The following is a 25975-nucleotide window of genomic DNA, read 5'->3' as shown; positions in this document are numbered from 1 at the left end:
AGTCCTGGGCGACGGAGGAGTCCTACTCCTCCGTGGTGGCGCTGACCCCGGACGGCGTCTGCTGCTCCGCCGCCGCGGTCTTCTTCGCTGCCGACTTCGTGGCCGTCTTCTTGGCTGTCGCCTTCTTGGCCGTCGTCGTCTTCTTCGCCACGGTCTTCTTGGCGGCCGTCGTCTTCTTGACGGCCGTCTTCTTCGCGGGGGACTTCTTGGCGGCGGTCTTGCGTGCCGTCTTCTTGGCCGCGGGCGGCTCCTCCGAGGGCTCCGGGAGCGCCGAGGCGTCCTGAGCGTCCTCGGCGGGGGTCTCCGCGGGCTCGTCGGACTTCGCTGACGTCACCACGACGACCGACGTGTCCTCGGCGCCCGTGGGCGAACCGGCCGGGGCGGTAACCTTGCGGGTCGCCCGGCGGCGCGCACGCGGCGGGGCCGCCACGGGCTGCTCCTCCGGCGTCTCCTCGGCCGGCTCGGCGGCACGGGGCTCGGACACGGCCTCCGGCTCGGCCGGTACGGACACGGGGGACACGGTCTCGGACACGGGCACGACCACCTCGGCCGCCGCCACGTCGTCCCCGGCCTTCGGCGAACCGGCAGGGGCCGTCGCCTTGCGCGTGGCCCGACGGCGCGTACGGCCCTTGGGGGCCGCCTCTTCGACGGGCGCCTCGGGCTCGGGCTCGGTCACCGCCACGGGCGCCTCGACGGCCGGGGCCTCCGGCTCCACTGCGGTCGGCTCCACCGCCTTGGGCGAACCCGCCGGGGCCGTGGCCTTGCGCGACGCACGGCGGCGCGAACGTCCCCGTACGGCGGCCTCGGCCTCCGCCACGCTGCTGAACAGCTCCTCGTCCGGCGCGAACGCGGGCTCCGCCAGCGCGGCGGGAGCGGCCACCTCGGCGGCGATCTCGGCCTCCGTCTCGACGTCGGCCTCCGTCTCCGCCGTGATCTCGACAAGCTCGTGCTCGTGGTCGTGGTCCGTACCGGACACACCACCACGACCGCGCTTCTTGGAGCGCTTGCCGTTGCCGCCGCCACCAGCCGTCGTGGGCTGTTCCATATGGACGATCACACCGCGGCCGTTGCAGTGCACACAGGTCTCGGAGAACGACTCCAGCAGCCCCTGGCCGACCCGCTTACGGGTCATCTGCACCAGACCCAGCGAGGTGACCTCGGCGACCTGGTGCTTCGTACGGTCCCGGCCCAGGCACTCCAGCAGCCGCCGCAGCACCAGATCCCGGTTGGACTCCAGCACCATGTCGATGAAGTCGATCACGACGATGCCGCCCAGGTCGCGCAGGCGCAGCTGGCGCACGATCTCCTCGGCCGCCTCCAGGTTGTTCCTGGTGACGGTCTCCTCAAGGTTGCCGCCCTGCCCGGTGAACTTCCCGGTGTTGACGTCGACCACGACCATGGCCTCGGTCTTGTCGATCACCAGCGAACCACCGCTCGGCAGCCAGACCTTCCGGTCCAGCGCCTTCATGAGCTGCTCGTCGATCCGGTACGTCGCGAAGACATCGGCCTCGCCCGTCCAGCGCGAAAGCCGGTCCGACAGATCGGGCGCGACATGCGTGACATAGCCGTGGATGGTCTCCCACGCCTGGTCACCGCTGACGATGACCTTCGTGAAGTCCTCGTTGAAGATGTCGCGGACGACCCGGACGGTCATGTCGGGTTCACCGTAGAGAAGGGTCGGCGCGTTACCGCTCTTCGCCTTCTTCTTGATGTCCTCCCACTGCCCCTGGAGCCGTTCGACATCGCGGCGCAGCTCGTCCTCGCTGGCGCCCTCCGCGGCCGTACGGACGATGACGCCCGCGTCCTCGGGGACGATCTTCTTGAGGATGGTCTTCAGCCGGGCCCGCTCGGTGTCGGGCAGCTTGCGGCTGATGCCGGTCATCGAGCCCTCGGGCACATAGACCAGATAGCGGCCGGGCAGCGAGACCTGGCTGGTGAGCCGGGCGCCCTTGTGGCCGATCGGGTCCTTCGTCACCTGGACGAGTACCGACTGGCCGGACTTGAGGGCGCTCTCGATCCGGCGCGGGCCGTTGGCCATGCCCAGCGCCTCGAAGTTGACCTCACCCGCGTACAGAACGGCGTTGCGGCCCTTGCCGATGTCGACGAAGGCGGCCTCCATGGACGGCAGTACGTTCTGCACCTTGCCCAGATAGACGTTGCCGACGTAGCTGGTGGCCTGTTCCTTGTTGACGTAGTGCTCGACGAGGACGTTGTCCTCCAGCACACCGATCTGCGTGCGCTCGCCGTTCTGGCGGACGACCATCACCCGCTCGACGGCCTCGCGCCGGGCGAGGAACTCCGCCTCGGTGATGATCGGCACCCTGCGGCGGCCCTGCTCACGCCCCTCGCGGCGGCGCTGCTTCTTGGCCTCCAGACGTGTGGAGCCCTTGATGGACTGCACCTCGTCGGCGCCGGTGCCGGGCTCGGTGTCCTTGCTCCGCCGCTCGCGCGGCTCGCGGACCTTGACGACCGTACGCTCCGGGTCGTCCCCGCCCGAGTCGGCCTCGGCGGCTCCGTCACCGCTGCGACGGCGACGGCGGCGACGGCGGCGGCTGCTGGAGGAGCCGCCACCACCGGACGACTCCGCCGACTCGGCCTCGTCGTGCTCCTCGTCGTCGTCGCTCTCGCGGTCGCCGTCCTCGGCGGACTCGTCGTGCTGCTCGTCGGTGGTCTCGTCGGCATCGGCGGACTCACCGCGGCGGCGGCGCCTGCCACCCCTGCGGCGGCGGCGCGAGGGACGGTCCTCGTACTCGTCGGAGTCGTCGCCCTCGGCGGACCCCTCCGCCTCGGTCCCGGTCTCGTCCACGGAGTCGTGCGGCGCTTCCTCGGCGGCCGGCGCGCTCTCCACCGGCTCGGCGGACTCGCCGCGGCGGCGGCGCCTGCGACGGCCGGAGGTCTCCGGCGCGGCGACGGGCTCGGCCGCCGCCACGGTGCCGGTGCCGGTCTCGCTCTCGTGATCCAGGTCCTGGTCGAGATCGGCGTCGTCGGTGTAGCCGACGGGGTACTCGGCGTCGTAGGTGTCGTCGTACGCGGGCCTGACCGCGGCCGCGGCTGCCGCCGCGGTCTCCGGGGTCTGGAACATCGGCTCGGTGAAGACGGGCGCCTGGAAGACGGCCACGGCGGGCCGGACGGCACGGCGGCGCGAACGCTCCGGCGCCTCGACGGGCTCCGCCACGGACGCGGGCGCGGTCACGGATCCGCTCACGGGCTCGGCGGCGGTGGTCTCCGGCGCGGTGGCCCTACGGCGCGTACGGCCACGGCTCGCGGCCTTCTCGGCGGCCCGGACATGCTCCTCGTCGGCGCTGATCTGCGCGACGACGTCCTGCGGCAGGCCCTCGCCCTCCTGGCTCTCGCTCTCGTCGGCGCCCGGCGCACCGGCGGGCGCGGTGGCCCTGCGGGTGGCACGGCGGCGCGTACGGGTGGCGGGCTTGGGCTCGGCCTGTACGGGCTCGGCCTCCACGGCGGAGGGCTCCTCGGCCGGGCTCTCCTCGGCGGCGGCCACGACGGGCTCCGGCTCGGCGGCGGGCTCGGGCACGGTGACCTCGGGCGCCGCGATCTTACGGGTGGCACGGCGGCGCGTACGCGGCGGCGCGGCCTCCTCGGCCACAGCCGTCCCGGCGCTCTCAGCCGTCACCGCCTCGGACACGGCAGTCTCGGACGGCGCCGCCTCGGAAACAGTCATCTCGGGCGCCGCGACCTTGCGGGTGGCACGACGGCGCGTACGCGGCGGCGCGGCCTCCTCGGCCACAGCCGTCTCAGCACTTCCGGCGCCCTCGCTCGGCGCGGCCGTCCCCGCTGCCGCATCCGGCGCGGTCGCCTCGGACGCGGTCACCTCGGGCGCCGCTGCCTTGCGGGTCGCACGACGGCGCGTACGCGGCGGCGCGGGCTCGTCGGCCGCTGCCGCTCCGGCGTCCTGCGCGGTCCCCGCGGCGACGGCCGCCTCGGCGGCCGGTATGGCCGGCAGGACCGTCTCGGCCGAGCTCACGGCGTCGGCGCTCTCGGCCCCCCCGGCCGGCGGCCCCGCGGGCCGGGACGCGGCGCGGCGCCTGCGGCGCGGCGGCAGCGTGTCGCTGGGGGTGTTGTTCTCTTCGTTGTTGTTGTCGGTGGTCGTATCCCGGAGTGATCCGGGCTCGATGGGCTCAAGCATGCGGGGGTTTCTCCCGTCACGCTCCCGGGCGCCACGCCTGAATCCGGTCCGGCCGCGGCTCGCGCTGTGTGCGCGATGGCCGCCGTCCGGGGCGCGGGCGCCGCACGGGAGCTGTTATGTCTGGCTCGCCGGTTCCCTGCGCGATGTACGCACGGCCTGGCGAAAGTCTTCTGGTCAGTGCGCGGCCCGACCCAGGTGGCTCCCGAGTCCCAGAGCTGCGCTACAACGACCGCCCTACGCGGAACCTGCACCTTCCGGCGCCTTCGCGGCGGCGAGTACGGCGGCCGTGGATGGCGCGGGCCGGACTGCCTCGCGGTCGGGCGCGAGCGGGTCGGTCACCGTGCCGGTCTCCTCGTCGAAGAGCCCCTGCGCCAGCCTGGTCACCGCTGCGGGGACCGGCGGCGCCAGGTCGGCCACAGCTCGGAGACCGGACAGGACGTCGTCGGGTCGAACGGCGGGTGTTGCGTGCCGAACAACCAGCCGCAGTATCGCACAGGGCCCGTCCCCCGGCCTATCAGCCGGTGGGGGAGCGGACTCCAGCGTGACCACGGCACTCCGTGCGTCGAAGGTCCGCAGACCGTTCTTCGTACGGCGTTCCACCTCGACCGACCCGGCGGTGAGGAAGGCCTTCACGGCCTCTTCCGCCCGCTGCGGCTCAACGCCGTCCAGCCGCAGCTCCCAGACGGAAGCGGTCAGCCGGTCGGCGAGCCCCGACGTACGGGCCTCGACGGCGTCGACGATGTCGAGTCCGGCCGGCAGCGACTCGTCCAGCAGCTCGCGCAGCGTGTCCGGGTCGCGCGCCTCCGCCAGGGCGATCTCCAGGAATTCGGCCTCACTGCCCGTGCCGGTGGGTGCGGCATTGGCGTACGAGACCTTCGGGTGCGGGGTGAACCCCGCCGAGTACGCCATGGGTACATCGGCGCGGCGCAGCGCCCGCTCGAAGGCGCGCTGGAAGTCACGGTGGCTGGTGAACCGGAGGCGGCCGCGCTTGGTGTAGCGCAGTCGGATGCGCTGCACCGCCGGTGCGGGTGGCGGGCCTTCGGGCTGTCGCTTGCCCAGTGCTTCTTCTCCTCGGTGCGGGCGGTACGCGGTGACGCGCCGCCCTCGGACGTGGGGTGGCCCCCGGGTCCCGGCTCAGCCCCGCTTCCGCAAGGAGATCTCGGGTGCGGGCTCCGCGCCGGGGACGATCGTTGTACTACCCAGAGTACGCGTAAGGCCCTCCGGCAGTTCCCCAGCCTTCCGAGGACGGGGCGCCCCGACCAGTGTCCGCCACACGTCGCGGCGTGCCTGGCGGATCGTCGCGCGCGCCGTGCGGAGCGTGTCACGGGCCACCCTGCCCACCGCGGCGGCCGTCCGCGCGGCCGGCGCCCACAGGTTGTCCCGCAGCCAGTGGCCGAGCGGGGTACACACGGTGATGTACGCCCAACGCGCCGGACGCCCCAGAACATTCCAGGCCAGCCAGGCGAGCACCCGCCCGAGGGCACGTGAGACATGCCCGGCGACCCGCCAGGCGACCCCGAACGCGGCAACGGTCTCCCGGCCGAGCGGGACCAGTACCCGCCGGCAGAACCAGCTCACCGGTACGACGAGTACGACCCGGAGCAGCCACACGCCGCCCCGCCCCAGCGGCGCGAGCACGTTCCGGCAGGTCCACACCACCGGCACCACCACCCCGTACCGCACCAGCGGCACCAGCACAAAGCGCCACAACGCCGCCCACGGCCGGACGAGGACCGCCTTCGCCAGCCATGCGAGGCCATGTCCCAGCGGAGTGAGCAACGTCTCGTAGAGCCGGACCAGCAGGCTTCCCGTGGCGTCTGCGAGCCAGGCCACACCCCGGCCCACCGGCGCGAACACACTCCGGAACACCCACACCACCGGTACCACCAGCCCGTACCGTCCCAGCCACACCAGAGCGTGGCCGAGCGGAGTGAGCACGGTCCCGTACAGCCACACCGACGGGATGACGAGCAGTACGCGGCCGAGCCATCCGAGCGCCCGGCCCAGCGGGCGCAGTGTCACCCGGTGCAGCGCCCTCGCGCCGATGACGAGCACGTCCCATCCGATGCGTACGGGCAGGACGATCAGCAGCACGACGATCCGTACGGGAATCCGCACGGCCGTCGTCAGACATCCCTCACCGGGCTCGTACTCCGCGGGTGCCTGGTGATTCCCGTACACCGTCGGTGACTTGTCACGCTCCATACCGAACAGGACGCATCAGACGCCCGTTCGGATCCAGAAACGCAGCTTTCCTCCGCGCTCGTCCTCCAGCACCCCGCCCGCCGCCTCGATCACCTTGCGCGACGCGGTGTTGGTGGTGTCGCACGTGACAAGGACGGACTCGATACCGAGCCCCCGGGCGACCGGGATGGCCTCGACCAGCATCGCGGTCGCGTGGCCGCGCCGACGGGCGCTGGGGCGTACGGCATAGCCGATATGGCCGCCCAGTTCACGCAGGAAGGGGTTGAGCCGGTGGCGGATGGCGAGGCGGCCGAGAAAGGTGTCGCCGTCGACGTACCAGAGCGTGGTGTTGGGCACCCAGCCGTCGACCCGCGGAGTCTCCTCCAGCGGCTCGGCGTTGAGCCGGTCCACATAGGTCGCGAAGACCTCGGGCCGGTGCCAGCTCGCCGCGAACTCCTGCATCTCGTGGAGCAGCAGGGCCCGTTCGCCCGCGCCCTCCTCGACGAACTCCGCCATCGCGTCGAGGAACGAGGCCTGGATCCGTACGTCGGGAGCGATGAACCGCGGCATTCGCCCATTGTGCCGCCGCACACACGCGCCCGGCCACGGATTACCCCGTGGCCGGGCGTGGTCACCCGTGACCGGGCATGGGCAGGTCTCAGTCCAGGTTGATCTCGTTGTGGATGTTCCCGGCGGAGAAGTTGATCAGGCCGCCACAGGCGAGCAGGCAGTAGCCGATCGGAGGCGTCGGGGGTACCGGCGCCGCCGACACCACGACCGTCGTCTCGGCGTTCGAAGCGCCGCAGTCGGTGTTGCCGTTGTACGCGGCGGTGATCGTGTGGGTGCCCGTCGTGCTGAAGCTGGTCGGGTACGACGCCTGACCGCCGGCGCTGACCGGCACGGTGGCCAGAAGGTCGCTGCCGTCGAAGAACGTCACGCCGAGACCGCCGCTGGGGTCCGCCGTACAGGTGACCGTCGCGCTCAGCACCACGGATTCCCCGACGGCCGCCGCCGAAGGTGCCGCCTGGACGGTGGTCGACGACGGCACCGCCGCGGCCGCCGGTGACGCGAGGGCGACGACCGCGGCCAATGCCGCGACAGTCGCCGTCTTCCAGATTTCCCGCTCTCGCAAACGCCTCACTGATTCGACTCCTCGATCGGCCCTTGGGGACGATTTCGCTTCCCTGATTCGGAAAAGCGACCGTAGAACGCGAATCAAGGCCCGGCGGGGAGTTGTCGGCGCGATCGGCCCGCATGGGTCAGAGGGATCACCCGTCCGAGCGGATACGTTTCCTCTTGCGGTTGTGACATTTTCCTTACGATTTTCGACGCTTTTTGTCATCCGAATGACGCACCGAATCAGATCATCGTCAGATCATCGGAGGCGGTACACGCAGATACGGCAGAGAATTGCTCGTTCCGCCGAGAGTGACGACGCTGACGGCGACGGATCCCAGGGGACCCGCCGGGGCGAGCGCGGCGATGGTGGTGTTCGACAGCACGGTGAATTCGGCGGGCGTGACACCGAATCGGACGGCGGTCGTGGTGGCCAGAGAACTGCCGGTGAGGGTGACACCGGTCCCGGCGCCCGTCGGTCCCTGGGCGGGAGCGAGGGAGGTGAGTACCGGGGCGGGCACATAGGTGTAGTTGAGGGAGTTGCTGACGCCGCCCGGGGCGGTGACGGTGAGCGCGACGGTACCGCTGCCCGCGGGGGCGACGGCGGTGATGTGGGTCGCGGAGTCGACGACGAAACTGGTGGCGGGCGTACCACCGAAGGTGACCGCCGTGGCCCCGGTGAGACCGGCGCCGTTGATGCCGACCGAGGTGCCGCCCGAGGAAGCGCCCTCGCTGGGCGAGACGGAGATGAGGGCGGGCGCGCCCAGATAGAAGTAGTAGACCGGCCCGGTGATACCGCCGGCCGTGGTGACCGTGACGGGCACCGCACCCGTGCCCGCGGGGGCGACGGCGGTGATGTGGGTCGCGGAGTCGACGACAAAGCTGGTGGCGGGCGTACCACCGAAGGTGACGGCTGTGACCCCGGTGAAGCCGGTGCCGGTGAGACCGACCGAGGTGCCGCCGGACGAAGGCCCCTGAGTGGGCGCGAGGGCGGTCAGGGTCGGTGTCGGCGCGTAGGTGTAGTTGACCGCGTTGCTGGTGAAGCCGGGAACCCTGACGGTGACGGGCACGGTGCCCGTACCGGCCGGGGTGGTCGCGGTGATCTGGATCGCCGAGGTGACCGAGTAGGTGACGGCGGGGGTGGCGCCGAAATTGACCGCGGTCACTCCGACGAAACCGCTGCCGTTCAAGGTGACGGTGCTGCCGCCTGCCGAGGGCCCCGCGTTGGGTACGACCGAGTTGAGAACGGGCGCGGCGGCGACGGCGGTTGGCCGTGCCGCTCCCGCCGCGTGATCGCTGCTTTCCACGGTGTCTCCCATAGATGGTCGGTGGCCCGGGAAGGCCGGAGATGGCTGATCGGATGAGCTCGGGGGGGTGCGCGGCCACTCCGCGGGGTGGCCGCGCACCCCCTTCTGAGTACCGGAACCCTGCTGAGTACCGGCTGTTCCGCGCAGACGCGGTCAGATACCGGGACCCGCGACGTACGTGAACCCGTCCACCGCGGTCGCGCTGCCGGCGTCGTTGCTCACGACGACGTCGACCGAGCCGGCCGCTCCTGGCGGGGTGACGGCCGACACCGCGGTGTCGGAGATCACCGTGAAGGGTGCCGGGGTGCCGTCGAAGGTGACCCCGCTGGTGGTGGTGAGACCGGTACCGGCCACCGTCACCGGGGTGCCGCCCGCCGTCGGTCCCTCGTCCGGGGTGACGGTGGTGACGGTCGGAGCCGCCACATAGGTGTACGAGAGCCCGTTGTTGGTGCCCCCGGCCGTGGTGACGCTGACTCCGACCGAACCCGCCACCCCGGCGGGCGCGAGAACGGTGATCTGACCGTCCGACACCACCGTCGGTACCGCGGTGTTGGCGCCGAAGGCGACGCTGGTGGCGCTGGAGAGACCGGTGCCGTTGATGGTGACGGTCTCGCCGCCGGCCGTCGAACCGGAGGTCGGGCTCAGGCTCTGCTTGAACGGCGCCCCGACGTAGAAGAAGGAGATCGGGTTGCTCGTCCCCCCAGGCGTCGTCACGGTGACGCCGACCGCCCCGTTGCCCGCGGGCGACACGGCGGTGACCTGGGTGGGCGAGACATTGGTGACGGAGGTGGCGGACCGGGTGCCGAACCGCACCGCGGTGGTGCCGGCGAGGTTGGTACCGGTGATGGTGACGAGCGTGCCGCCGCCACTGGATCCTTGGTTCGGACTGATTGGCATGAGAGATTCCTCCTCGCTCGGAACGCGCTATATTTCCGAGCAGTGGTCGGGCATTCGGACTCGCATATGTCCCGGGTCGGGGCGAGTCGGCTCTCGTGTCCACTGTGGTGACTCGATGGCTTTGCGTCGGCGTCAGGGTGCGGTACGAGCCTCTCGCGCCACACGCAAAGCCATTGAGGAACACATCCTGGGCGCGCACTTCCGCGCGAGTTCAGGGGTCGGTTCGCCTCTGATCGAGGATTCTGCGTCCGCCGATGCGGAGACTTCAGTCACCCACCGGAGTGAAGTCCCCGGCAAGGGATTTAACAAGCAGTCACCCGTTTGGCGGAGCGCACCAGAAATGAAGTGCGGGCGCGCTCACCGCGCATTCATGAAGAGCGGACAGTAGGACTATTCCGCTGGGGCCTTTCGTCCACTGATCCCGAATTACTTCGGACGAGACAGCGGGACAGCACGGCAGCACCGCGGCCCGGAGACGGCGGAGGCGGAGCGGGTCCGGGAGCCGTAGCCCCACACCCACTCCGCCTCTGCCGGAGCGTCAGCGATACGCCGTACCGCCTCGCTCAACGCGGCTCGCCCAACTCAACCCAGCTCACCTGGGCGCGACTCGGTCCCGCTCAGCCCGCGTTCACGCGCCGGGCCCGGCGTTGACCACCGTCAGCGGCAGCAGCTTCTTGCCCGTCGGGCCGATCTGGATGTCGAGGTCCAGCTGGGGGCAGACACCGCAGTCGAAGCACGGTGTCCACCGGCAGTCCTCGACCTCGGTCTCGTCGAGCGCGTCCTGCCAGTCCTCCCAGAGCCAGTCCTTGTCGAGACCGGAGTCCAGATGGTCCCAGGGCAGGACCTCCTCGTAGGTGCGCTCACGGGTCGTATACCAGGCGACGTCCACGCCGTACTCGGGCAGCGTCTTCTCCGCGCACGCCATCCAGCGGTCGTACGAGAAGTGCTCGCGCCAGCCGTCGAACCGGCCGCCGTCCTCGTACACCGCGCGGATGACCGCGCCGACACGCCGGTCGCCGCGCGAGAGCAGGCCCTCGACGATGCCGGGCTTGCCGTCGTGGTAGCGGAAGCCGATCGAGCGGCCGTACTTCTTGTCGCCGCGGATCTTGTCGCGCAGCTTCCCCAGCCGCGCGTCGGTCTCCTCGGCGCTGAGCTGCGGCGCCCACTGGAACGGGGTGTGCGGCTTGGGTACGAACCCGCCGATCGAGACCGTGCAGCGGATGTCGTTCTGTCCCGAGACCTTCCGGCCCTCGGCGATGACCTTGACGGCCATGTCACCGATCTGGAGGACGTCCTCGTCGGTCTCGGTCGGCAGACCGCACATGAAGTACAGCTTCACCTGACGCCAGCCGTTGCCGTAGGCCGTGGAGACCGTACGGATCAGGTCCTCCTCCGAGACCATCTTGTTGATGACCTTGCGCATACGCTCGGAGCCGCCCTCGGGGGCGAAGGTCAGCCCGGACCTGCGGCCGTTGCGGGTCAGCTCGTTGGCCAGATCCACATTGAACGCGTCGACCCGGGTGGACGGCAGGGACAGCCCGATCTTGTCCGCCTCGTACCGGTCCGCGAGCCCCTTGGCGATGTCGCCGATCTCGCTGTGGTCGGCCGAGGAGAGCGAGAGCAGACCGACCTCCTCGAAGCCGGTCGCCTTCAGCCCCTTCTCGACCATCTCGCCGATCCCGGTGATGCTGCGCTCGCGCACCGGGCGGGTGATCATGCCGGCCTGGCAGAAGCGGCAGCCGCGGGTACAGCCGCGGAAGATCTCCACGGACATCCGCTCATGGACGGTCTCCGCGAGCGGTACGAGCGGCTGCTTCGGGTACGGCCACTCGTCGAGGTCCATGACGGTGTGCTTGGACACCCGCCACGGCACCCCGCTCCTGTTCGGTACGACACGGCCGATACGCCCGTCCGGCAGATACTCGACGTCGTAGAAGCCCGGCACATACACCCCGCCGGTCCTGGCGAGCCGGAGGAGGACCTCCTCGCGCCCGCCGGGACGGCCCTCCGCCTTCCAGGCGCGGATGATCTCGGTGATCTCCAGGACGGCCTGCTCGCCGTCGCCGATGACCGCGCAGTCGATGAACTCCGCGATCGGCTCGGGGTTGAAGGCCGCGTGGCCGCCCGCGAGCACGATGGGGTGGTCGACGGTACGGTCCCGGGCCGCCAGCGGGATGCCCGCGAGATCCAGGGCGGTGAGCATATTGGTGTAGCCCAGCTCGGTGGAGAAGCTCATCCCGAGAACGTCGAAGGCGGAGACCGGGCGGTGCGAGTCCACCGTGAACTGCGGCACCTTGTGCTCGCGCATCAGCTCTTCGAGGTCCGGCCAGACGCTGTACGTACGCTCGGCGAGCACGCCCTCGCGCTCGTTCAGCACCTCGTACAGGATCATGACGCCCTGGTTGGGCAGGCCGACCTCATAGGCGTCCGGGTACATCAGCGCCCAGCGGACATCGCACGCGTCCCAGTCCTTGACGGTGGAGTTCAGCTCGCCGCCCACGTATTGGATCGGCTTCTGCACATGCGGGAGCAGGGCTTCGAGCTGCGGGAATACCGATTCAGGCATCACGGATCTTTCGTGGACCGACAGGTGTACCGACAGGGCTGGCCATCCAGCCTACCCCGGCGCTCAGCCGGTCAGATCCGCCCTCAGCCCGGGTGCGGACCCCCGCTCCCACACCAGGGGCAGCTCCCGCTCCCGGCGCGCGGCCTGGGCCTCCTCGTGGCCGTGCAGCAGACCCCAGGTGAACGCGGACTCGCCCGCCGCGTGGGCGTGGATACCGAGGTCACGGAGGGCCTCACGGGCCACCACACTGTCCTGGTGGTCGCCGAGGACGTTCTGTACGGCCTTCATCCGCCCGGCGAACCGCTTGGCGGGCTTACCCAGGGCGGGCCGGCCCGCCTCGGCCGCGTAACGGACGCGCTTGGCCGCCTTGCGTGCGTTGTGGAGGGCCACGTCCCGCTCCCCGCCCGGTGGCAGCTCCAGCGCCTGCTCGACACGGCCCGCCAGCCGCCGGTAGTCCTTGAGGATCGCCGCGGGCAGCACCTTCCCGGGCCGTTTCGCCGCGGCCGGCCGCAGCGGCGGGTCCGCGAGCAGCGCGTCGAGGCTGTCCAGCAGGGCCAGATACCGCTCGCTGTCGAGCACCGCGACGGTCGTGCTCCGCGAGCCCGCCCGGCGGCCCGCGTTCCAGATCGTGAGCCGGGCGCGCACCGGGCCGAGCACCAGCGTCCCGGGCAGCTCGTCGATCCGTGAGCACAGCCGTTCGTCGAGGACCTCCTGGTCACGGTCGACTCCCAGCTCCGCGGCGAGCCACTTCAACTCCTCGCCGATCGGGTCGGTCACGGACCGGTCGACGACCTTGCCGTACGTACGGAACGCGGAGCGCATCCGGCGGGTGGCGACCCGTAGCTGATGGACGGAGTCCGGCAGATCGCGGCGGACGGCGGGATCCTGGGCGACGATCGCGTCGGCCTGGGCCCGCAGATAGGCGAGGACATGGTCCGCGGCGGTGACGCGGCCCTTCCCCGCACCCTTGTCCTTCAGACCTTTCCCCTTCGGGCCCTTGCCCTTCGCGCCCTTCCCCTTCGGTCCGTTTCCCTTCGCGCCCTTCCCGGCCGGCTTCCCGGCGGTCTTTCCGGCGCCCTCATCGGCCGTCCCCGCCCCCGTCTCCGCCAGCGCCCTGCTCAGCTTCGACGCGGCGGACGCGGGACGCAGCCCCGCCTCGCGCAGCTTCTTGTCCACCGCGTCCAGCACCGCCGGGTCGGCGTCGTCGGTCAGCTCCACCTCGACCTCGGTCCACGAGGTGGCGACCATGGTGTCGCCGAGGCGCTGCGCCCGTACGGTGTCGACGCAGATCTCCGCGAGCGGTGCGCCGTCGCCGCCGAGCAGCCGGCTGATGTCACGCGAGGTGCGCAGCCGTACGACGGGGACCAGCCGCGCGTCGCGGACCCGGGAGCGGAGCAGGGCGGCCAGTTCGTCGGGGACGGTGTCGGCCAGCGGTGCCCGGATCTCGTCACGGACACCCGGCGCGACGGGCAGTTTGAGATGCCAGCCCGCGTCCTCGCCTCCCGTCCTGCGCCGGAGGGTGAGGGAGCCGGCGGCCAGGCGCAGATCCGGGGTGTCGTAGTAGACCGCGTCGAGCTCCACGACCCCGTCGGCGCGGACGGCGTCGACCCCCTTGGCCCGGGTCAGATCCGGCAGTCCGGGGACTCCCCCGGCCGCCGCCCGTCCTGCGGACCCCGCCGCTCCACCGTCTTCGGAACGGCTCGGGAGTTCGTACTTACGTTCGATCTCTCGCTTCGTTTCCGCCATACTCTGGAACATACCCGCGATTTACCGTCATAGGGCCGCCAGTGACTCCCACTGGCTCACGGCCTCGCTCAGAGGGCCGCCAGCGGTCGCTGCACCCGGATCGACTGGAGCAGCCCCACCGCGATCCAGACCGCGAACATCGACGTACCGCCGTACGACACGAACGGCAGCGGCAGACCCGCCACCGGCATGATGCCCAGCGTCATCCCGATGTTCTCGAAGGACTGGAACGCGAACCAGGTGATGATCCCGCCCGCGATGATCGTGCCGTACAGATCCGTCGCCTCCCGGGCGATCCGGCAGGCCCGCCACAGCACCACACCGAGCAGCACCAGGATCAGCCCCGCGCCGACGAATCCCAGCTCCTCGCCGGCGACCGTGAAGACGAAGTCCGTCTGCTGCTCGGGCACGAACTGGCCGGTGGTCTGCGAGCCCTTGAAGAGCCCGGTACCGGTCAGTCCGCCCGAACCGATCGCGATCCGCGCCTGGTTGGTGTTGTAGCCGACGCCCGCCGGGTCCAGCTCCGGATTGGCGAAGGCCGCGAAGCGGTTGATCTGGTACTCGTCGAGCACCCCCAGCGCCGCGACCGCGATCGCACCGATCGCACCGGCGCTCACCAGCCCGATGATCCACCGGTTGGAGGCGCCCGAGGCGAGCAGCACACCGAGCACGATCACCACCATGACCATCACCGAACCGAGGTCCGGCATCATCATCACGACGATCATCGGGACCACCGCGAGACCGAGCGACTTCGCGACGATCCAGTGGTCCGGATGGTCCTGGTCGCCCGCGTCCACCCGGGCCGCCAGCATCATCGCCATGCCCAGGATGATCGTGACCTTCACGAACTCGGACGGCTGGAGCGAGAAGCCCCCGGGGAGCAGGATCCAGGCGTGCGCGCCGTTGATGGTGGCGCCCAGCGGGGTGAGGACCAGCACGACCAGTACGAGGGAGAGCCCGTAGAGCGCCGGCACCGCGCCCCGCAGCGTGCGGTGCCCCAGCCAGATCGTGCCGACCATCAGGGCGAATCCGATACCGGTGTTGAGCAGATGACGCAGCAGGAAGAAGTACGGATCGCCCTGGTTGAGCTGCGTGCGGTTACGGGTCGCCGACCAGACCAGCAGGGAGCCCAGCAGCGACAGCGCCAGTGACGAGAAGAGCAGCGGCCAGTCGAGCCTGCGCGCCATCGAGTCACGGGCCGCGAGCCGGGTCCACGCACCGCGCTGCGGACCGTATCCGGAGACCGAGAAGCCACCTGTGCCGGCCATCGCTCAGTCCCTCCGTGCGGGGGTCACCGCGGGCGGACCCGCGAGAAGCTGCTCGTCCAGAGGTTCCTTCGGCGGCTCGTACGGCTCGATCTTCGGCGCCTCGATCGAGCCGTCCGGCTGGATCTTGGGCAGTTCCGTGCGCGGCTCGGGCATCAGGGCCTTGCCGAGGTCCTGCTCGCCCTTCGGGTTCAGCCCGTACATCGCCTCGTAGATCTTCCTCACGGCGGGCCCCGAGGCACCGGAGCCGGTACCACCCTGGGAGATCGTCATGATGATCGTGTAGTCGCTGGTGTACGACGAGAACCACGAGGTCGTCTGCTTGCCGTAGACCTCGGCCGTACCCGTCTTGGCGTGCATCGGGATCTGCTTCTGCGGCCAGCCGCCGAAACGCCAGGCGGCGGAACCGCGGGTGGTCACGGCCGCGAGAGCCTCGTCTATCAAGTCGCGCGTCTTCTGCTCCATCGGCAGCCTGCCGTGGGACTTGGGCTCGATGTTCTTGACCTGCTTGCCGTCGGCGCTGATGACCGCCTTGCCGACGAGGGGGTCGTAGAGGATGCCGCCGTTGGAGATCGCCGAGTAGATGGTCGCCATCTGGATCGGTGTGACGAGGATGTCGCCCTGGCCGATCGAGTAGTTGACGGAGTCACCGGCGCGCATCAGATTGCCTTCGAGGCAGCCCTCGTAGGCGAGCTGCTGGACATAGGTGCCGCCCTTCTTGCCCTGCTTGCACCAGCTGTCCTTGTTGGCCTTCCAGAACCTCTGCTTCCACTCGCGGTCGGGGACCCGGCCGGTGACCTCGTTGGGCAGGTCGATACCGGTCTCCTTGCCGAGGCCGAACTGATGGGCCGTCCGGTAGAACCAGTTCTTGGCGTCCTTCTTGGGCTTCAGCCCGCCGTCCTTGATCCACTCCTTGTGCGCGAGCCCGTAGAACACGGTGTCGCAGGAGACTTCGAGCGCCTTGCCGAGGGAGATGCTGCCGTAGCCCCTGGACTCGAAGTTCTGGAAGACCTGGCCGCCGACGCTGTACGAACTGGGGCAGGGGTAAGCGCCGTTGAAGTCGTAGCCGGCGTTGACCGCGGCGGTCGACGAGACGACCTTGAAGATCGAGCCGGGGGCCGCCTGGCCCTGGATGGCCCGGTTCAGCAGCGGGAAGTTGGAGTTCTTGCCGGTGAGCCGCGCGTAGTCCTTGGCGGAGATACCGCCCACCCAGGCGTTGGGGTCGTACGTCGGCTGGGAGGCCATCGCCACGATCCTGCCGGTCTTCGCCTCCATGACGACGACGGCTCCGGAGTCGGCCTTGTAGTGCGTGTTGGTGTTGCGGTCCATCTCCTTGCGGGCGGCCTTCATCGCCTCGTTCAGCTCGTACTCGGCGACGGCCTGCACGCGCGCGTCGATGGAGGTGACGACATGGGCGCCGGGCTCGGCCTGGTCGCTGCGGGCCAGTCCGATGACCCGGCCCAGGTTGTCGACCTCGTAGCGGGTGACGCCGGCCTTGCCGCGCAGTTCCTTGTCGTACGTACGCTCAAGGCCCGAGCGGCCCACCTGGTCGGAGCGGAGATACGGCGAGTCGGTGTCCTGCGCCTTGGTGATCTCGCCGTCGGTGACGGGCGAGAGATAACCGAGCACCTGGGCGGTGTTGGCGAGACCGGGCGCGGTGTAGCGGCGTACGGCGGTGGGCTCGGCGGTGATACCGGGGAAGTCCTCGGCGCGCTCACGGATCTGGAGCGCCTGCTGGGTGGTGGCCTCGTCGGTGATCGGGATCGGCTGGTAGGGCGAACCGTTCCAGCAGGGCTGCGGGGTCTTCGAGTCGCAGAGCCTGACCTTGTCCATGACCTCCTTGGGTTTCATCCCGAGGACATCGGCGAGCCGGGTCAGTACGTCCTTGCCGCCGTCGTCCATCTTCATCAGGTCGGTACGGCTGGTGGAGACGACGAGCCGGGTCTCGTTGTCGGCGAGCGGCACGCCCCGGGTGTCGAGGATCGAACCGCGCACGGCCGGCTGGACGACCTGCTGCACATGATTGCTCTTGGCCTCGTCCGTGTACTCCTCGCCGTTGCGGACCTGGAGATACCAGAGCCGGCCGCCGAGAGTGAGAAGCAGGGAGAAGACCAGCACCTGGATGACGATGAGCCGGATCTGGACCCGCTGTGTCCGCCCGGTCTCCGGGATATTACTCAAAGCCGCTTGACCCCCTTGATACGTCCCGCCCTTGCCGCGCGGTTACGGGCGGCCCTGACCCACAGTCCGCCGCGCTGGCCGCCGATCCGCAGTCCCGTGCCGGTGGCGAGCCAGCCGGAGGAGACATCGGAGCCGCCGCCGTTCTCTGTCCCGGCGAGCGGATCGTTCTCGGCGCGTCTGGCCAGCCACATGACCAGCGGTACGACGAACGGCGCGAGCAGCAGATCGTAGACGGCGGCGGAGAACAGCAGTCCGGCCAGGCCCACATGGCGGGCGGCGGTGTCACCGACAAGGGCGCCCACCGCCGCGTACAGCAGTGTCGAACCGAGCGCCGCGGCCACGACCGCGGTCATCGGGGCGAGCGCCGATCTCATCTGGCCCTTCTCGGGCCGGGCGAGGCCCGCCAGATAGCCGATCACACAGAGCACCAGGGCGTAGCGCCCGGCGGCGTGGTCGGCGGGCGGGGCCAGATCGGCCAGCAGTCCGGCGCCGAAGCCGATGAACGCGCCGCCGACATGTCCGTACACAAAGGCCAGCGCGAGGACGACGAGCAGCGTCAGATCGGGTACGGCGCCGGGGAGCTGAAGTCTGGCGAGGATGGACACCTGGACGACCATGGCCACCACTACCAGGGTGGTGGAGAGCAGAATCCGGTTGAAGCGCATGGGAATCAGCCCTACTCCTGGTCGTCCGCTTGACCGTCGGGATTGTCTTGTGCGTCGCCGTCGCCCGGCGGATTCGCGGGTGGGACGGCAGGCGGATTCGCCGGCGGATTGCCCGTGCCGTCGCCCGGGTCCGTGCCGCCCGCGATATCGGCGGCCTCGCCGTTGACTTCGAGATTGGCGTCGGGCGACGGGGTGACGGTGACCGTCACGGTGGGCGTCGGCTCGGCCTTGGGCTTGGGCGGCAGCACCGTGTCCCTCGGATCGGTCCGGGGTGCCTCGACCACCACACCGACGATGTCCAGCTTGGTGAACCCGACGAAGGGCCGTACGTAGATGGTCCGGGTGAGATTGCCGCCGGACGGATCGACCCGTACGACCTGGCCGACCGGGACGCCGGGCACGAAGGGCTTGTCCCTGCTGGAGCCGAAGGTCACCAGCCGGTCGCCGTTCTTCACCTTCGACTTGCCGTTGAGGAGCTGGACGGAGAGCGGACGGTCGCCCTGCCCGGTGGCGAAACCGAGTTCGTCGCTCGCCTCCATACGGGTGCCGACGGTGAAGTCCGGGTCGTTGGCGAGCAGTACGGTCGCGGTGCTCGGACCGACGGTGGTGACCCGGCCGACCAGTCCGTCCCCGTTGATGACCGTCATGTCGCGCTGGATGCCGTCGTCGGATCCCGCGTCGATGGTGACCGTCCAGGAGAAGCCCTGGGCCGCTCCTATGGCGATGACTTCGGCGCCCTTGATCCCGTACTGCCCCGCGCCCGCCTTCTTGAGCATCTTGTCGAGCTCGCGCACCCGGCTGCGGTTGCGTACATCGCTGCCGAGCTTGGTCTTGAGCGCGGTGTTCTCCTTCTGGAGCGCGGCGATACGGTCGTGCCGCGCGCCGGAGTCCCGTACCGCTCCTATGGCGTTGCCCACCGGATTCACCGCGGACGCGACGCCGTTCTCCACCGGGCCGAAGACCGACGCGGCGACTCGCCGCGCGCCCTCGACCGGGGACCCCTCACCACCGCGGATGTCCACCGTGATCAGTGCGAACGCGATGGCGATCAGCAGCACCAGGAGCAGCCGGCTCTCTCGTGTGTCCCTCACGTGCGGCGGCCGTGCCTTCCTCGTAGGAATGTCTCTGTGTCTGTGCCGGCGGTGTGTACGCCGGCGATCCCGGTGTGTACGCCGACGGTCCGCCGTACGGGAGGTCCGAGGCCCGTACCGGTGGTGCCACCGGGCCGCCCGGCCACCGGGCCGGGCGGATACGGAGGCTCATGCCATCGGCGGGGTCACCGGCGGGGCTGGGCGTCCAGCACCTGCTGGAGCGCCTCGAACTCCTCGACGCACTTGCCGGCTCCGAGCGCGACGGAGTCGAGCGGGTCCTCGGCGATATGGATGGGCATTCCGGTCTCCCGGCGCAGCCGCTCGTCGAGACCACGCAGCAGGGCGCCGCCACCGGTGAGCACGATCCCACGGTCCATCACATCGCCGGACAGTTCGGGCGGGCACTTGTCGAGCGTCGTCTTCACGGCGTCGACGATCGAGTTGACCGGCTCCTCGATGGCCTTGCGGACCTCGGCGGCGGAGATGACCACGGTCTTCGGGAGTCCGGAGACCAGGTCACGGCCGCGGATCTCGGTGTGTTCGTCCTTGTCGAGGTCGTACGCAGAACCGATGGTGATCTTGATGCTCTCGGCGGTCCGCTCACCCAGGAGGAGGGAGTACTCCTTCTTGATGTGCTGGATGATCGCGTTGTCCAACTCGTCGCCGGCGACCCGGATCGACTGCGCCGTGACGATTCCGCCGAGGGAGATCACCGCGACCTCGGTGGTACCGCCGCCGATGTCGACCACCATGTTGCCCGTGGCCTCATGGACCGGCAGTCCCGAGCCGATGGCCGCGGCCATGGGCTCCTCGATGATGTGCACCTGGCGCGCGCCGGCCTGGGTGGAAGCCTCGATAACGGCGCGGCGCTCGACGCCGGTGATACCCGAGGGCACACAGACGACCACGCGCGGCCTGGCCAGATAACGACGCTTGTGGATCTTGAGAATGAAGTAGCGCAGCATGCGCTCGGTGATTTCGAAGTCGGCGATCACACCGTCCTTCAGTGGCCGGACGGCAACGATGTTGCCCGGTGTCCGGCCGATCATCTTCTTCGCTTCGGCGCCGACTGCGAGAATGCCGCCAGTGTTGGTGTTGATGGCTACGACGGACGGCTCGTTGAGTACGATCCCCCGGCCTCTGACGTACACCAGCGTGTTGGCGGTCCCGAGGTCGACAGCCATGTCACGGCCGATGAACGACATGTTGTTCCCCATGAGGATGCGTCTGGCCTTCCCAGATAGAGCTTTGATGGCTTCTCAGGATGGCGAGGTGGCTGCTGTGGCTTGGAGGCTTCCATCGTAGTCACGCCTGCGCGACGTCCGCTCGCTGGCCCACCTCAATGAGGGTGACGAAGAAGCGGCCCGCCACGTTCCCGGAATTGCCCCGCATATGCCCAAAGGCGACCGAATTCCTTCGGTCGCCTCAGGCTGTAGGCCTCGTTCGGCTGACTGGCGGTCAGGAAAGGCCGGGAAAGAAAATTTTCAGTTCCCGAATGGCGGACTCCTCGGAGTCCGAGGCGTGGATCAGGTTCTCCCGGACAATGGTGCCGAAGTCCCCCCGGATGGACCCGGGCGCTGCGGCGATCGGGTCAGTGGGACCGGCCAGGGCGCGCACGCCCTCGATGACCCGCTCGCCCTCGACGACCAGGGCGACGACCGGCCCCGAGGCCATGAAGCCGAGCAGCGGCTCGTAGAACGGACGGCCCTTGTGCTCGCCGTAGTGCTGCTCCAGCGTCTCCTGGTCGAGCGTGCGCAGTTCGAGAGCGGTGATGGTCCAGCCCGCCTTGCGCTCGATACGGCCGATGATCTCGCCGATCAGCCCGCGCCTGACCGCGTCGGGCTTGAGGAGGACGAGAGTGCGCTCGGTCACGGTACAGGCTCCTTCATGTGCGGGTGCAGGATCTAGTGCTGTGACCGGAGAGGTTCACCGGCTCGCGACGCCGGCACGGCACCTCACCGCGTTGTCGGCCACAGCACTAGAGGCTACAGGGCCCGACCCGCCTCGATTACACAGCGTCAGCCTCTGCCGAGGCCTGTCCGGAGGCCTGTCCGGAGGCCTGTCCTGGGGCCTCCCCGGACCTTTCCCGGGCCTCGGCCTGTTCCGCCCAGCGCGCCTTGGCCTGGTCGATCACCCGTCCGTAGTGCACCGAGGCCCACCACAGGGCCGCGAAGACCGCTCCCAGCGCGAACATCGCGGGCACCACCACACCACTGGCGATCAGCGCGATCTGGAGCGCCCAGCCGAGCTGTACGCCGCCGGGGCGGGTGATCATGCCGCAGAGCAGCAGACACAGCGCCATCGCGACACCGCAGACCGTCCAGACCGTGCCCACCGACAGATCGTCCGACTTCATCGCGACCAGACCGGCGAAACCGATCACGAAGATCTCGGCGATCAGCGTCGACGCACAGAGCGTACGCAAAGAATTCAGCCCCTCTTCAACAGCAGCCGGGCCTCGCCGACCGTGATCACCGAGCCGGTCACCAGCACCCCCGCGCCCGCGAACTCGGACTCGTCCTCGGCCAGCGTGATCGCCGCCTCCAGCGCGTCGTCGAGACGCGGCTCGACCTGCACCCGGTCGTCACCGAAGACCTCGACCGCGACGGCGGCCAGTTCGTCCGCGTCCATCGCGCGGTAGCTCGAATTCTGGGTGACCACCAGCTCCGCGCAGATCGGCTCCAGCGCCTCCAGCACGCCTCGCGCGTCCTTGCCCTCGCTGGCGCCCACCACCCCGATCAGCCGGCTGAAACCGAAGGACTCGCTGATGCCGTCGGCGGCGGCGCGCGCGCCCGCCGGATTGTGCGCGGCGTCCAGCACCACCGTGGGCGAACGCCGTACGACTTCGAGCCGGCCCGGCGAGGACACCGACGCGAACGCCTTGCGGACGGTGTCCATCTCCAGCGGACGCGCGTGTTCGGCGCCGATACCGAAGAACGCCTCGACCGCCGCGAGCGCCACCGCCGCGTTGTGCGCCTGATGGGCGCCGTACAGCGGCAGGAAGACCTGTTCGTACTCACCGCCGAGACCGCGCAGGGTCAGCAACTGCCCGCCGACCGCGACCTCCCGGGCCACCACACCGAACTCCATGCCCTCGCGCGCGACCGTCGCGTCCACATCGACGGATCTCTTGAGCATCACCTGCGCCGCGTCCACCGGCTGCTGAGCCAGGATCACCGTCGCGCCCCGCTTGATGATCCCGGACTTCTCCACGGCGATCTCACCGGGCGTCTCCCCCAGCCGGTCCGTGTGGTCCAGATCGACCGGGGTGACGACGGCGACGCCGGCGTCGATGACATTCGTCGCGTCCCAGCTGCCGCCCATACCGACCTCGACGACGGCGACATCCACCGGCGCGTCCGCGAACGCCGCGTACGCCATGCCCGTCAGCACCTCGAAGAAGGAGAGCCGGTACGGCTGCGAACCGTCGACCATCTCGATGTACGGCTTGATGTCCTCGTACGTCTCGATGAACCGCTCGGCGGAGACCGGAGCGCCGTCCAGACTGATCCGCTCGGTGATCGACTGGACGTGCGGGCTGGTGTACCGGCCGGTACGGAGATCGAACGCGCCGAGCAGCGCCTCGATCATCCGGGCCGTGGACGTCTTGCCGTTGGTCCCGGTGATATGGATCGAGGGATACGAGCGCTGAGGGTCCCCCAGCACATCCATCAGCGCGGCGATCCTGCTCACCGACGGTTCGAGCTTGGTCTCGCCCCACCGCCCCGCGAGTTCCTGCTCGACAGCGCGGAGCGCCTTGTCCACCTCGGGGTCGGCGGGCCGCCCGGGGACGCCGTCCCCCTGTGCGGGCCCGGCCTGGGCGCGCAGCGTACGGCTGCCGGCCTCGATCACCGCCAGGTCGGGATCACGCTCGGTCTCGGCGGCGACGATCTCGTCGAAATCGTCGGGCTCGCCGGGCTGGTCGAATGGACGCTGCTCGCTCACACCCCCAGTCTACGGAGCCCCGCCGCACCCCCCGGTGCCGCCTCCCCGGGGGGCCGGGCCCGTACGCCGGAACCCCCCGGCCGTCGTGGGCCGGGGGGTTCCGGGGTGGAATCGGGGTGGAATCGGAGAGGCCGTCCCGGGGTCAGTCCTGCGGCAGGGCCGCCACCTGGGCCGTGATCCGCTCGATGTCCGCCTCCGCCTTGGCCAGTCGGCCCCGGATCTTCTCGACCACCTGGTCCGGCGCCTTCGCGAGGAACGCCTCGTTGCCGAGCTTCGCCTCCGCCTGCGCCTTCTCGCTCTCCGCCGCGCCCAGATCCTTCGTCAGCCGCTTGCGCTCCGCCTCGACGTCGATCACGCCCGACAGGTCCAGCACCACCCGCGCCCCCGCGACCGGCAGCGTCGCCGTCGCCTGGAAGGACTCGCCCTCCGGCTGGAGCCGCAGGAGCCGGCGGATGGCCGCCTCGTGCGCCGCCAGCGCCGTACCGGACAGATCCAGCCGCGCCGGCACCTTCTGCCCCTTCTTGAGCCCCTGCTCGGCCCCGAACCGGCGGACCTCGGTGACCACCTGCTGGAGATCCCCGATCTCCCGCTCGGCCTCCGGGTCGCGGAACCCGCTGTCGACCGGCCAGTCCGCGATGACGACCGACTCCTTGCCGGTGAGCGTGGTCCACAGCGTCTCCGTGACGAACGGGACCACGGGGTGCAGCAGCCGCAGCATCACATCAAGGACCTCGCCCAGCACCCGCCCGGAGACCCGCGCCTGCGCGCCGCCCTCGAAGAAGGTGGTCTTGGACAGCTCGACGTACCAGTCGAAGACCTCGTCCCAGGCGAAGTGGAAGAGCGAGTCCGAGAGCTTCGCGAACTGGTAGTCCTCGTAGAACGCGTCGACCTCGGCGACCACGGCGTTGAGCCGCGACAGGATCCACCGGTCGGCGGCGGACATGTCGGCCGCGTCGGGCAGCGGGCCCTCGACCGTCGCGCCGTTCATCAGCGCGAAGCGCGTGGCGTTCCAGATCTTGTTGGCGAAGTTGCGGGACGCCTGGACCCAGTCCTCACCGATCGGCACATCGATACCCGGATTGGCACCACGGGCCAGGGTGAAGCGGACCGCGTCCGAACCGTACTCGTCCATCCAGTCCAGCGGATTGACCGCGTTGCCGAAGGACTTCGACATCTTCTTGCCGAACTGGTCGCGGACCATGCCGTGCAGGACGATCGTGTGGAACGGCGGCGTGCCGTCCATCGCGTACAGGCCGAACATCATCATCCGGGCGACCCAGAAGAAGAGGATGTCGTAGCCGGTGATCAGAATCGAGTTCGGATAGAACTTCTCCAGACTCGGCGTCTGTTCGGGCCAGCCCAGGGTGGAGAACGGCCACAGGCCGGAGGAGAACCAGGTGTCCAGGACGTCGGAGTCCTGCCTCCAGCCCTCGCCCGTCGGTGCCTCGTCGTCCGGGCCGACACACACGGTCTCGCCGTTCGGGCCGTACCAGACCGGGATGCGGTGGCCCCACCAGAGCTGGCGCGAGATGCACCAGTCGTGGAGGTTGTCGACCCAGGCGAAGTAGCGGGACTCCATCTCCTTCGGGTGGATCGCGACCCGTCCGTCCCGGACCGCGTCACCCGCGGCCTTCGCCAGCGGCCCGACCTTGACCCACCACTGGAGCGACAGCCGCGGCTCGATCGTCGTCTTGCAGCGCGAGCAGTGTCCGACGGAGTGCGGGTACGGACGCTTCTCGGCGACGATCCGGCCGTCGGCCCGCAGCGCGGCGACGATGGCGCTGCGCGCCTCCATCCGGTCGAGCCCCTCGAAGGGCCCCGGCACGGTGATCACGGCACGCTCGTCCATGACCGTGATGTTCGGCAGGTTGTGCCGCTGACCGATCTCGAAGTCGTTCGGGTCGTGTGCCGGGGTCACCTTGACCGCGCCCGTGCCGAACTCGGGGTCGACATGTGAGTCCGCGACGACCGGGATCGTACGGTCGGTGAGCGGCAGCCTGATCCGCCTGCCGACCAGATGCGCGTACCGCTCGTCGTCGGGGTGGACGGCGACGGCGGTGTCGCCGAGCATCGTCTCGGCGCGGGTGGTCGCGACGACGACGGAGTCCTCGCCGTCCCCGTACTTGAGCGAGACCAGCTCGCCGTCGTCCTCCTGGTACTCGACCTCGATGTCGGAGATCGCGGTGAGACAGCGCGGACACCAGTTGATGATGCGCTCGGCGCGGTAGATCAGCTCGTCGTCGTAGAGCTTCTTGAAGATGGTCTGAACGGCCTTGGACAGGCCCTCGTCCATGGTGAAGCGCTCGCGCGACCAGGCGACGCCGTCCCCGAGCCGCTTCATCTGCCCGGAGATCTGTCCACCGGACTCGTTCTTCCACTGCCAGACGCGCTCGACGAACGCCTCACGTCCCAGATCGTGCCGGGACTTCCCCTCCTTGCCGAGCTCACGCTCGACCACGTTCTGCGTCGCGATGCCCGCGTGGTCCATCCCGGGCTGCCACAGCGTCTCGTACCCCTGCATACGCTTGCGGCGGGTGACGGCGTCGATGAGCGTGTGCTCGAAGGCGTGCCCGAGGTGCAGGCTGCCGGTGACGTTCGGCGGCGGGATGACGATGGTGTAGGGCGGCTTCTCGCTCTTCTCGTCCGCTTCGAAGTAACCGCGGTCTACCCAGCGCTCATACAGCTTCCCCTCCACCTCGGCCGGCGCGTACTGGGTCGGCAGTTCGGGGTTGCTGGCTGGCTGCTGCTGAGTGTTCTCGGTCACGGGGTCAGTTTAGAGGTGTCACGGGCGCGTACTGAAACGGGATAGTTCGGTAACGGAGCCGCCCCGGGTGGCCCAGGTCACTGTCTCTTCCGTCAGGA

At 69.8% G+C, this 25975-nt stretch carries 18 protein-coding genes; all 18 read right to left on the bottom strand.

Annotated features, from left to right (window positions below; all coding sequences use genetic code 11):
• Window positions 1-22: 22 nt before the first annotated feature.
• Window positions 23-4147 carry an Rne/Rng family ribonuclease gene (locus tag OG214_RS26380; RefSeq protein ID WP_405986153.1) on the bottom strand — a complete coding sequence of 1375 codons (4125 nt, stop codon included), beginning with the start codon at window positions 4145-4147 and terminating at the stop codon, window positions 23-25.
• A gap of 234 nt (window positions 4148-4381) precedes the next feature.
• Window positions 4382-5164 (bottom strand): TIGR03936 family radical SAM-associated protein, encoded by a 783-nt coding sequence (locus tag OG214_RS26375; protein ID WP_405986152.1) that lies wholly within the window; start codon window positions 5162-5164, stop codon window positions 4382-4384.
• A gap of 117 nt (window positions 5165-5281) precedes the next feature.
• Window positions 5282-6352, bottom strand: a complete 1071-nt coding sequence (locus OG214_RS26370) for a hypothetical protein (RefSeq protein ID WP_405986151.1) — start codon at window positions 6350-6352, stop codon at window positions 5282-5284.
• Window positions 6353-6367: 15 nt separating this feature from the next.
• Window positions 6368-6901, bottom strand: a complete 534-nt coding sequence (locus OG214_RS26365) for a GNAT family N-acetyltransferase (RefSeq protein ID WP_363084294.1) — start codon at window positions 6899-6901, stop codon at window positions 6368-6370.
• Between the two features lie 88 nt (window positions 6902-6989).
• Window positions 6990-7472, bottom strand: coding sequence for an Ig-like domain-containing protein (locus OG214_RS26360; protein ID WP_363084293.1), 483 nt, complete (start codon window positions 7470-7472; stop codon window positions 6990-6992).
• 229 nt (window positions 7473-7701) lie between these two features.
• Complete coding sequence (locus OG214_RS26355) at window positions 7702-8754, bottom strand: IPT/TIG domain-containing protein (protein WP_405986150.1); 1053 nt, start codon at window positions 8752-8754, stop codon at window positions 7702-7704.
• 153 nt (window positions 8755-8907) lie between these two features.
• Window positions 8908-9651 carry an IPT/TIG domain-containing protein gene (locus OG214_RS26350; protein WP_363082623.1) on the bottom strand — a complete coding sequence of 248 codons (744 nt, stop codon included), beginning with the start codon at window positions 9649-9651 and terminating at the stop codon, window positions 8908-8910.
• Window positions 9652-10279: 628 nt separating this feature from the next.
• Window positions 10280-12220, bottom strand: coding sequence for a TIGR03960 family B12-binding radical SAM protein (locus OG214_RS26345; RefSeq protein ID WP_363082624.1), 1941 nt, complete (start codon window positions 12218-12220; stop codon window positions 10280-10282).
• Between the two features lie 60 nt (window positions 12221-12280).
• Window positions 12281-13963 carry a CHAD domain-containing protein gene (locus OG214_RS26340; RefSeq protein ID WP_405986149.1) on the bottom strand — a complete coding sequence of 561 codons (1683 nt, stop codon included), beginning with the start codon at window positions 13961-13963 and terminating at the stop codon, window positions 12281-12283.
• A gap of 68 nt (window positions 13964-14031) precedes the next feature.
• Complete coding sequence (gene rodA / locus OG214_RS26335; RefSeq protein WP_363082626.1) at window positions 14032-15234, bottom strand: rod shape-determining protein RodA; 1203 nt, start codon at window positions 15232-15234, stop codon at window positions 14032-14034.
• A gap of 3 nt (window positions 15235-15237) precedes the next feature.
• Window positions 15238-17412 (bottom strand): penicillin-binding protein 2, encoded by a 2175-nt coding sequence (mrdA, locus tag OG214_RS26330; RefSeq protein WP_363082627.1) that lies wholly within the window; start codon window positions 17410-17412, stop codon window positions 15238-15240.
• The gene (gene mreD / locus OG214_RS26325) at window positions 17409-18077 is read right to left on the bottom strand and encodes a rod shape-determining protein MreD (RefSeq protein WP_363082628.1); all 669 of its coding nucleotides are present in this window, start codon (window positions 18075-18077) and stop codon (window positions 17409-17411) included. The genes mrdA and mreD overlap by 4 nt, the downstream gene beginning before the upstream one ends.
• Window positions 18078-18088: 11 nt before the next feature.
• Window positions 18089-19168: a rod shape-determining protein MreC gene (gene mreC / locus OG214_RS26320; protein ID WP_363082629.1), complete on the bottom strand. Its 1080-nt coding sequence runs from the start codon at window positions 19166-19168 to the stop codon at window positions 18089-18091.
• A gap of 185 nt (window positions 19169-19353) precedes the next feature.
• Window positions 19354-20373 carry a rod shape-determining protein gene (locus tag OG214_RS26315; RefSeq protein ID WP_046498926.1) on the bottom strand — a complete coding sequence of 340 codons (1020 nt, stop codon included), beginning with the start codon at window positions 20371-20373 and terminating at the stop codon, window positions 19354-19356.
• Between the two features lie 253 nt (window positions 20374-20626).
• The gene (gene ndk / locus OG214_RS26310; protein ID WP_066949757.1) at window positions 20627-21040 is read right to left on the bottom strand and encodes a nucleoside-diphosphate kinase; all 414 of its coding nucleotides are present in this window, start codon (window positions 21038-21040) and stop codon (window positions 20627-20629) included.
• A 136-nt stretch (window positions 21041-21176) separates the two neighbouring features.
• Entirely contained in the window at window positions 21177-21593 is a 417-nt protein-coding gene (locus tag OG214_RS26305) for a DUF4233 domain-containing protein (RefSeq protein WP_405986148.1), read from the bottom strand.
• 5 nt (window positions 21594-21598) lie between these two features.
• The gene (gene folC / locus OG214_RS26300) at window positions 21599-23113 is read right to left on the bottom strand and encodes a bifunctional tetrahydrofolate synthase/dihydrofolate synthase (RefSeq protein WP_405986147.1); all 1515 of its coding nucleotides are present in this window, start codon (window positions 23111-23113) and stop codon (window positions 21599-21601) included.
• 142 nt (window positions 23114-23255) lie between these two features.
• Window positions 23256-25877 carry a valine--tRNA ligase gene (locus OG214_RS26295; RefSeq protein WP_405986146.1) on the bottom strand — a complete coding sequence of 874 codons (2622 nt, stop codon included), beginning with the start codon at window positions 25875-25877 and terminating at the stop codon, window positions 23256-23258.
• Window positions 25878-25975: the final 98 nt, after the last annotated feature.

It is taken from the genome of Streptomyces sp. NBC_00872, assembly GCF_045161915.1.
GTDB lineage: Bacteria > Actinomycetota > Actinomycetes > Streptomycetales > Streptomycetaceae > Streptomyces.
The sequence above is the reverse complement of the archived record's forward strand: the minus strand, read 5'-3'. Positions and strand labels throughout refer to the sequence as shown.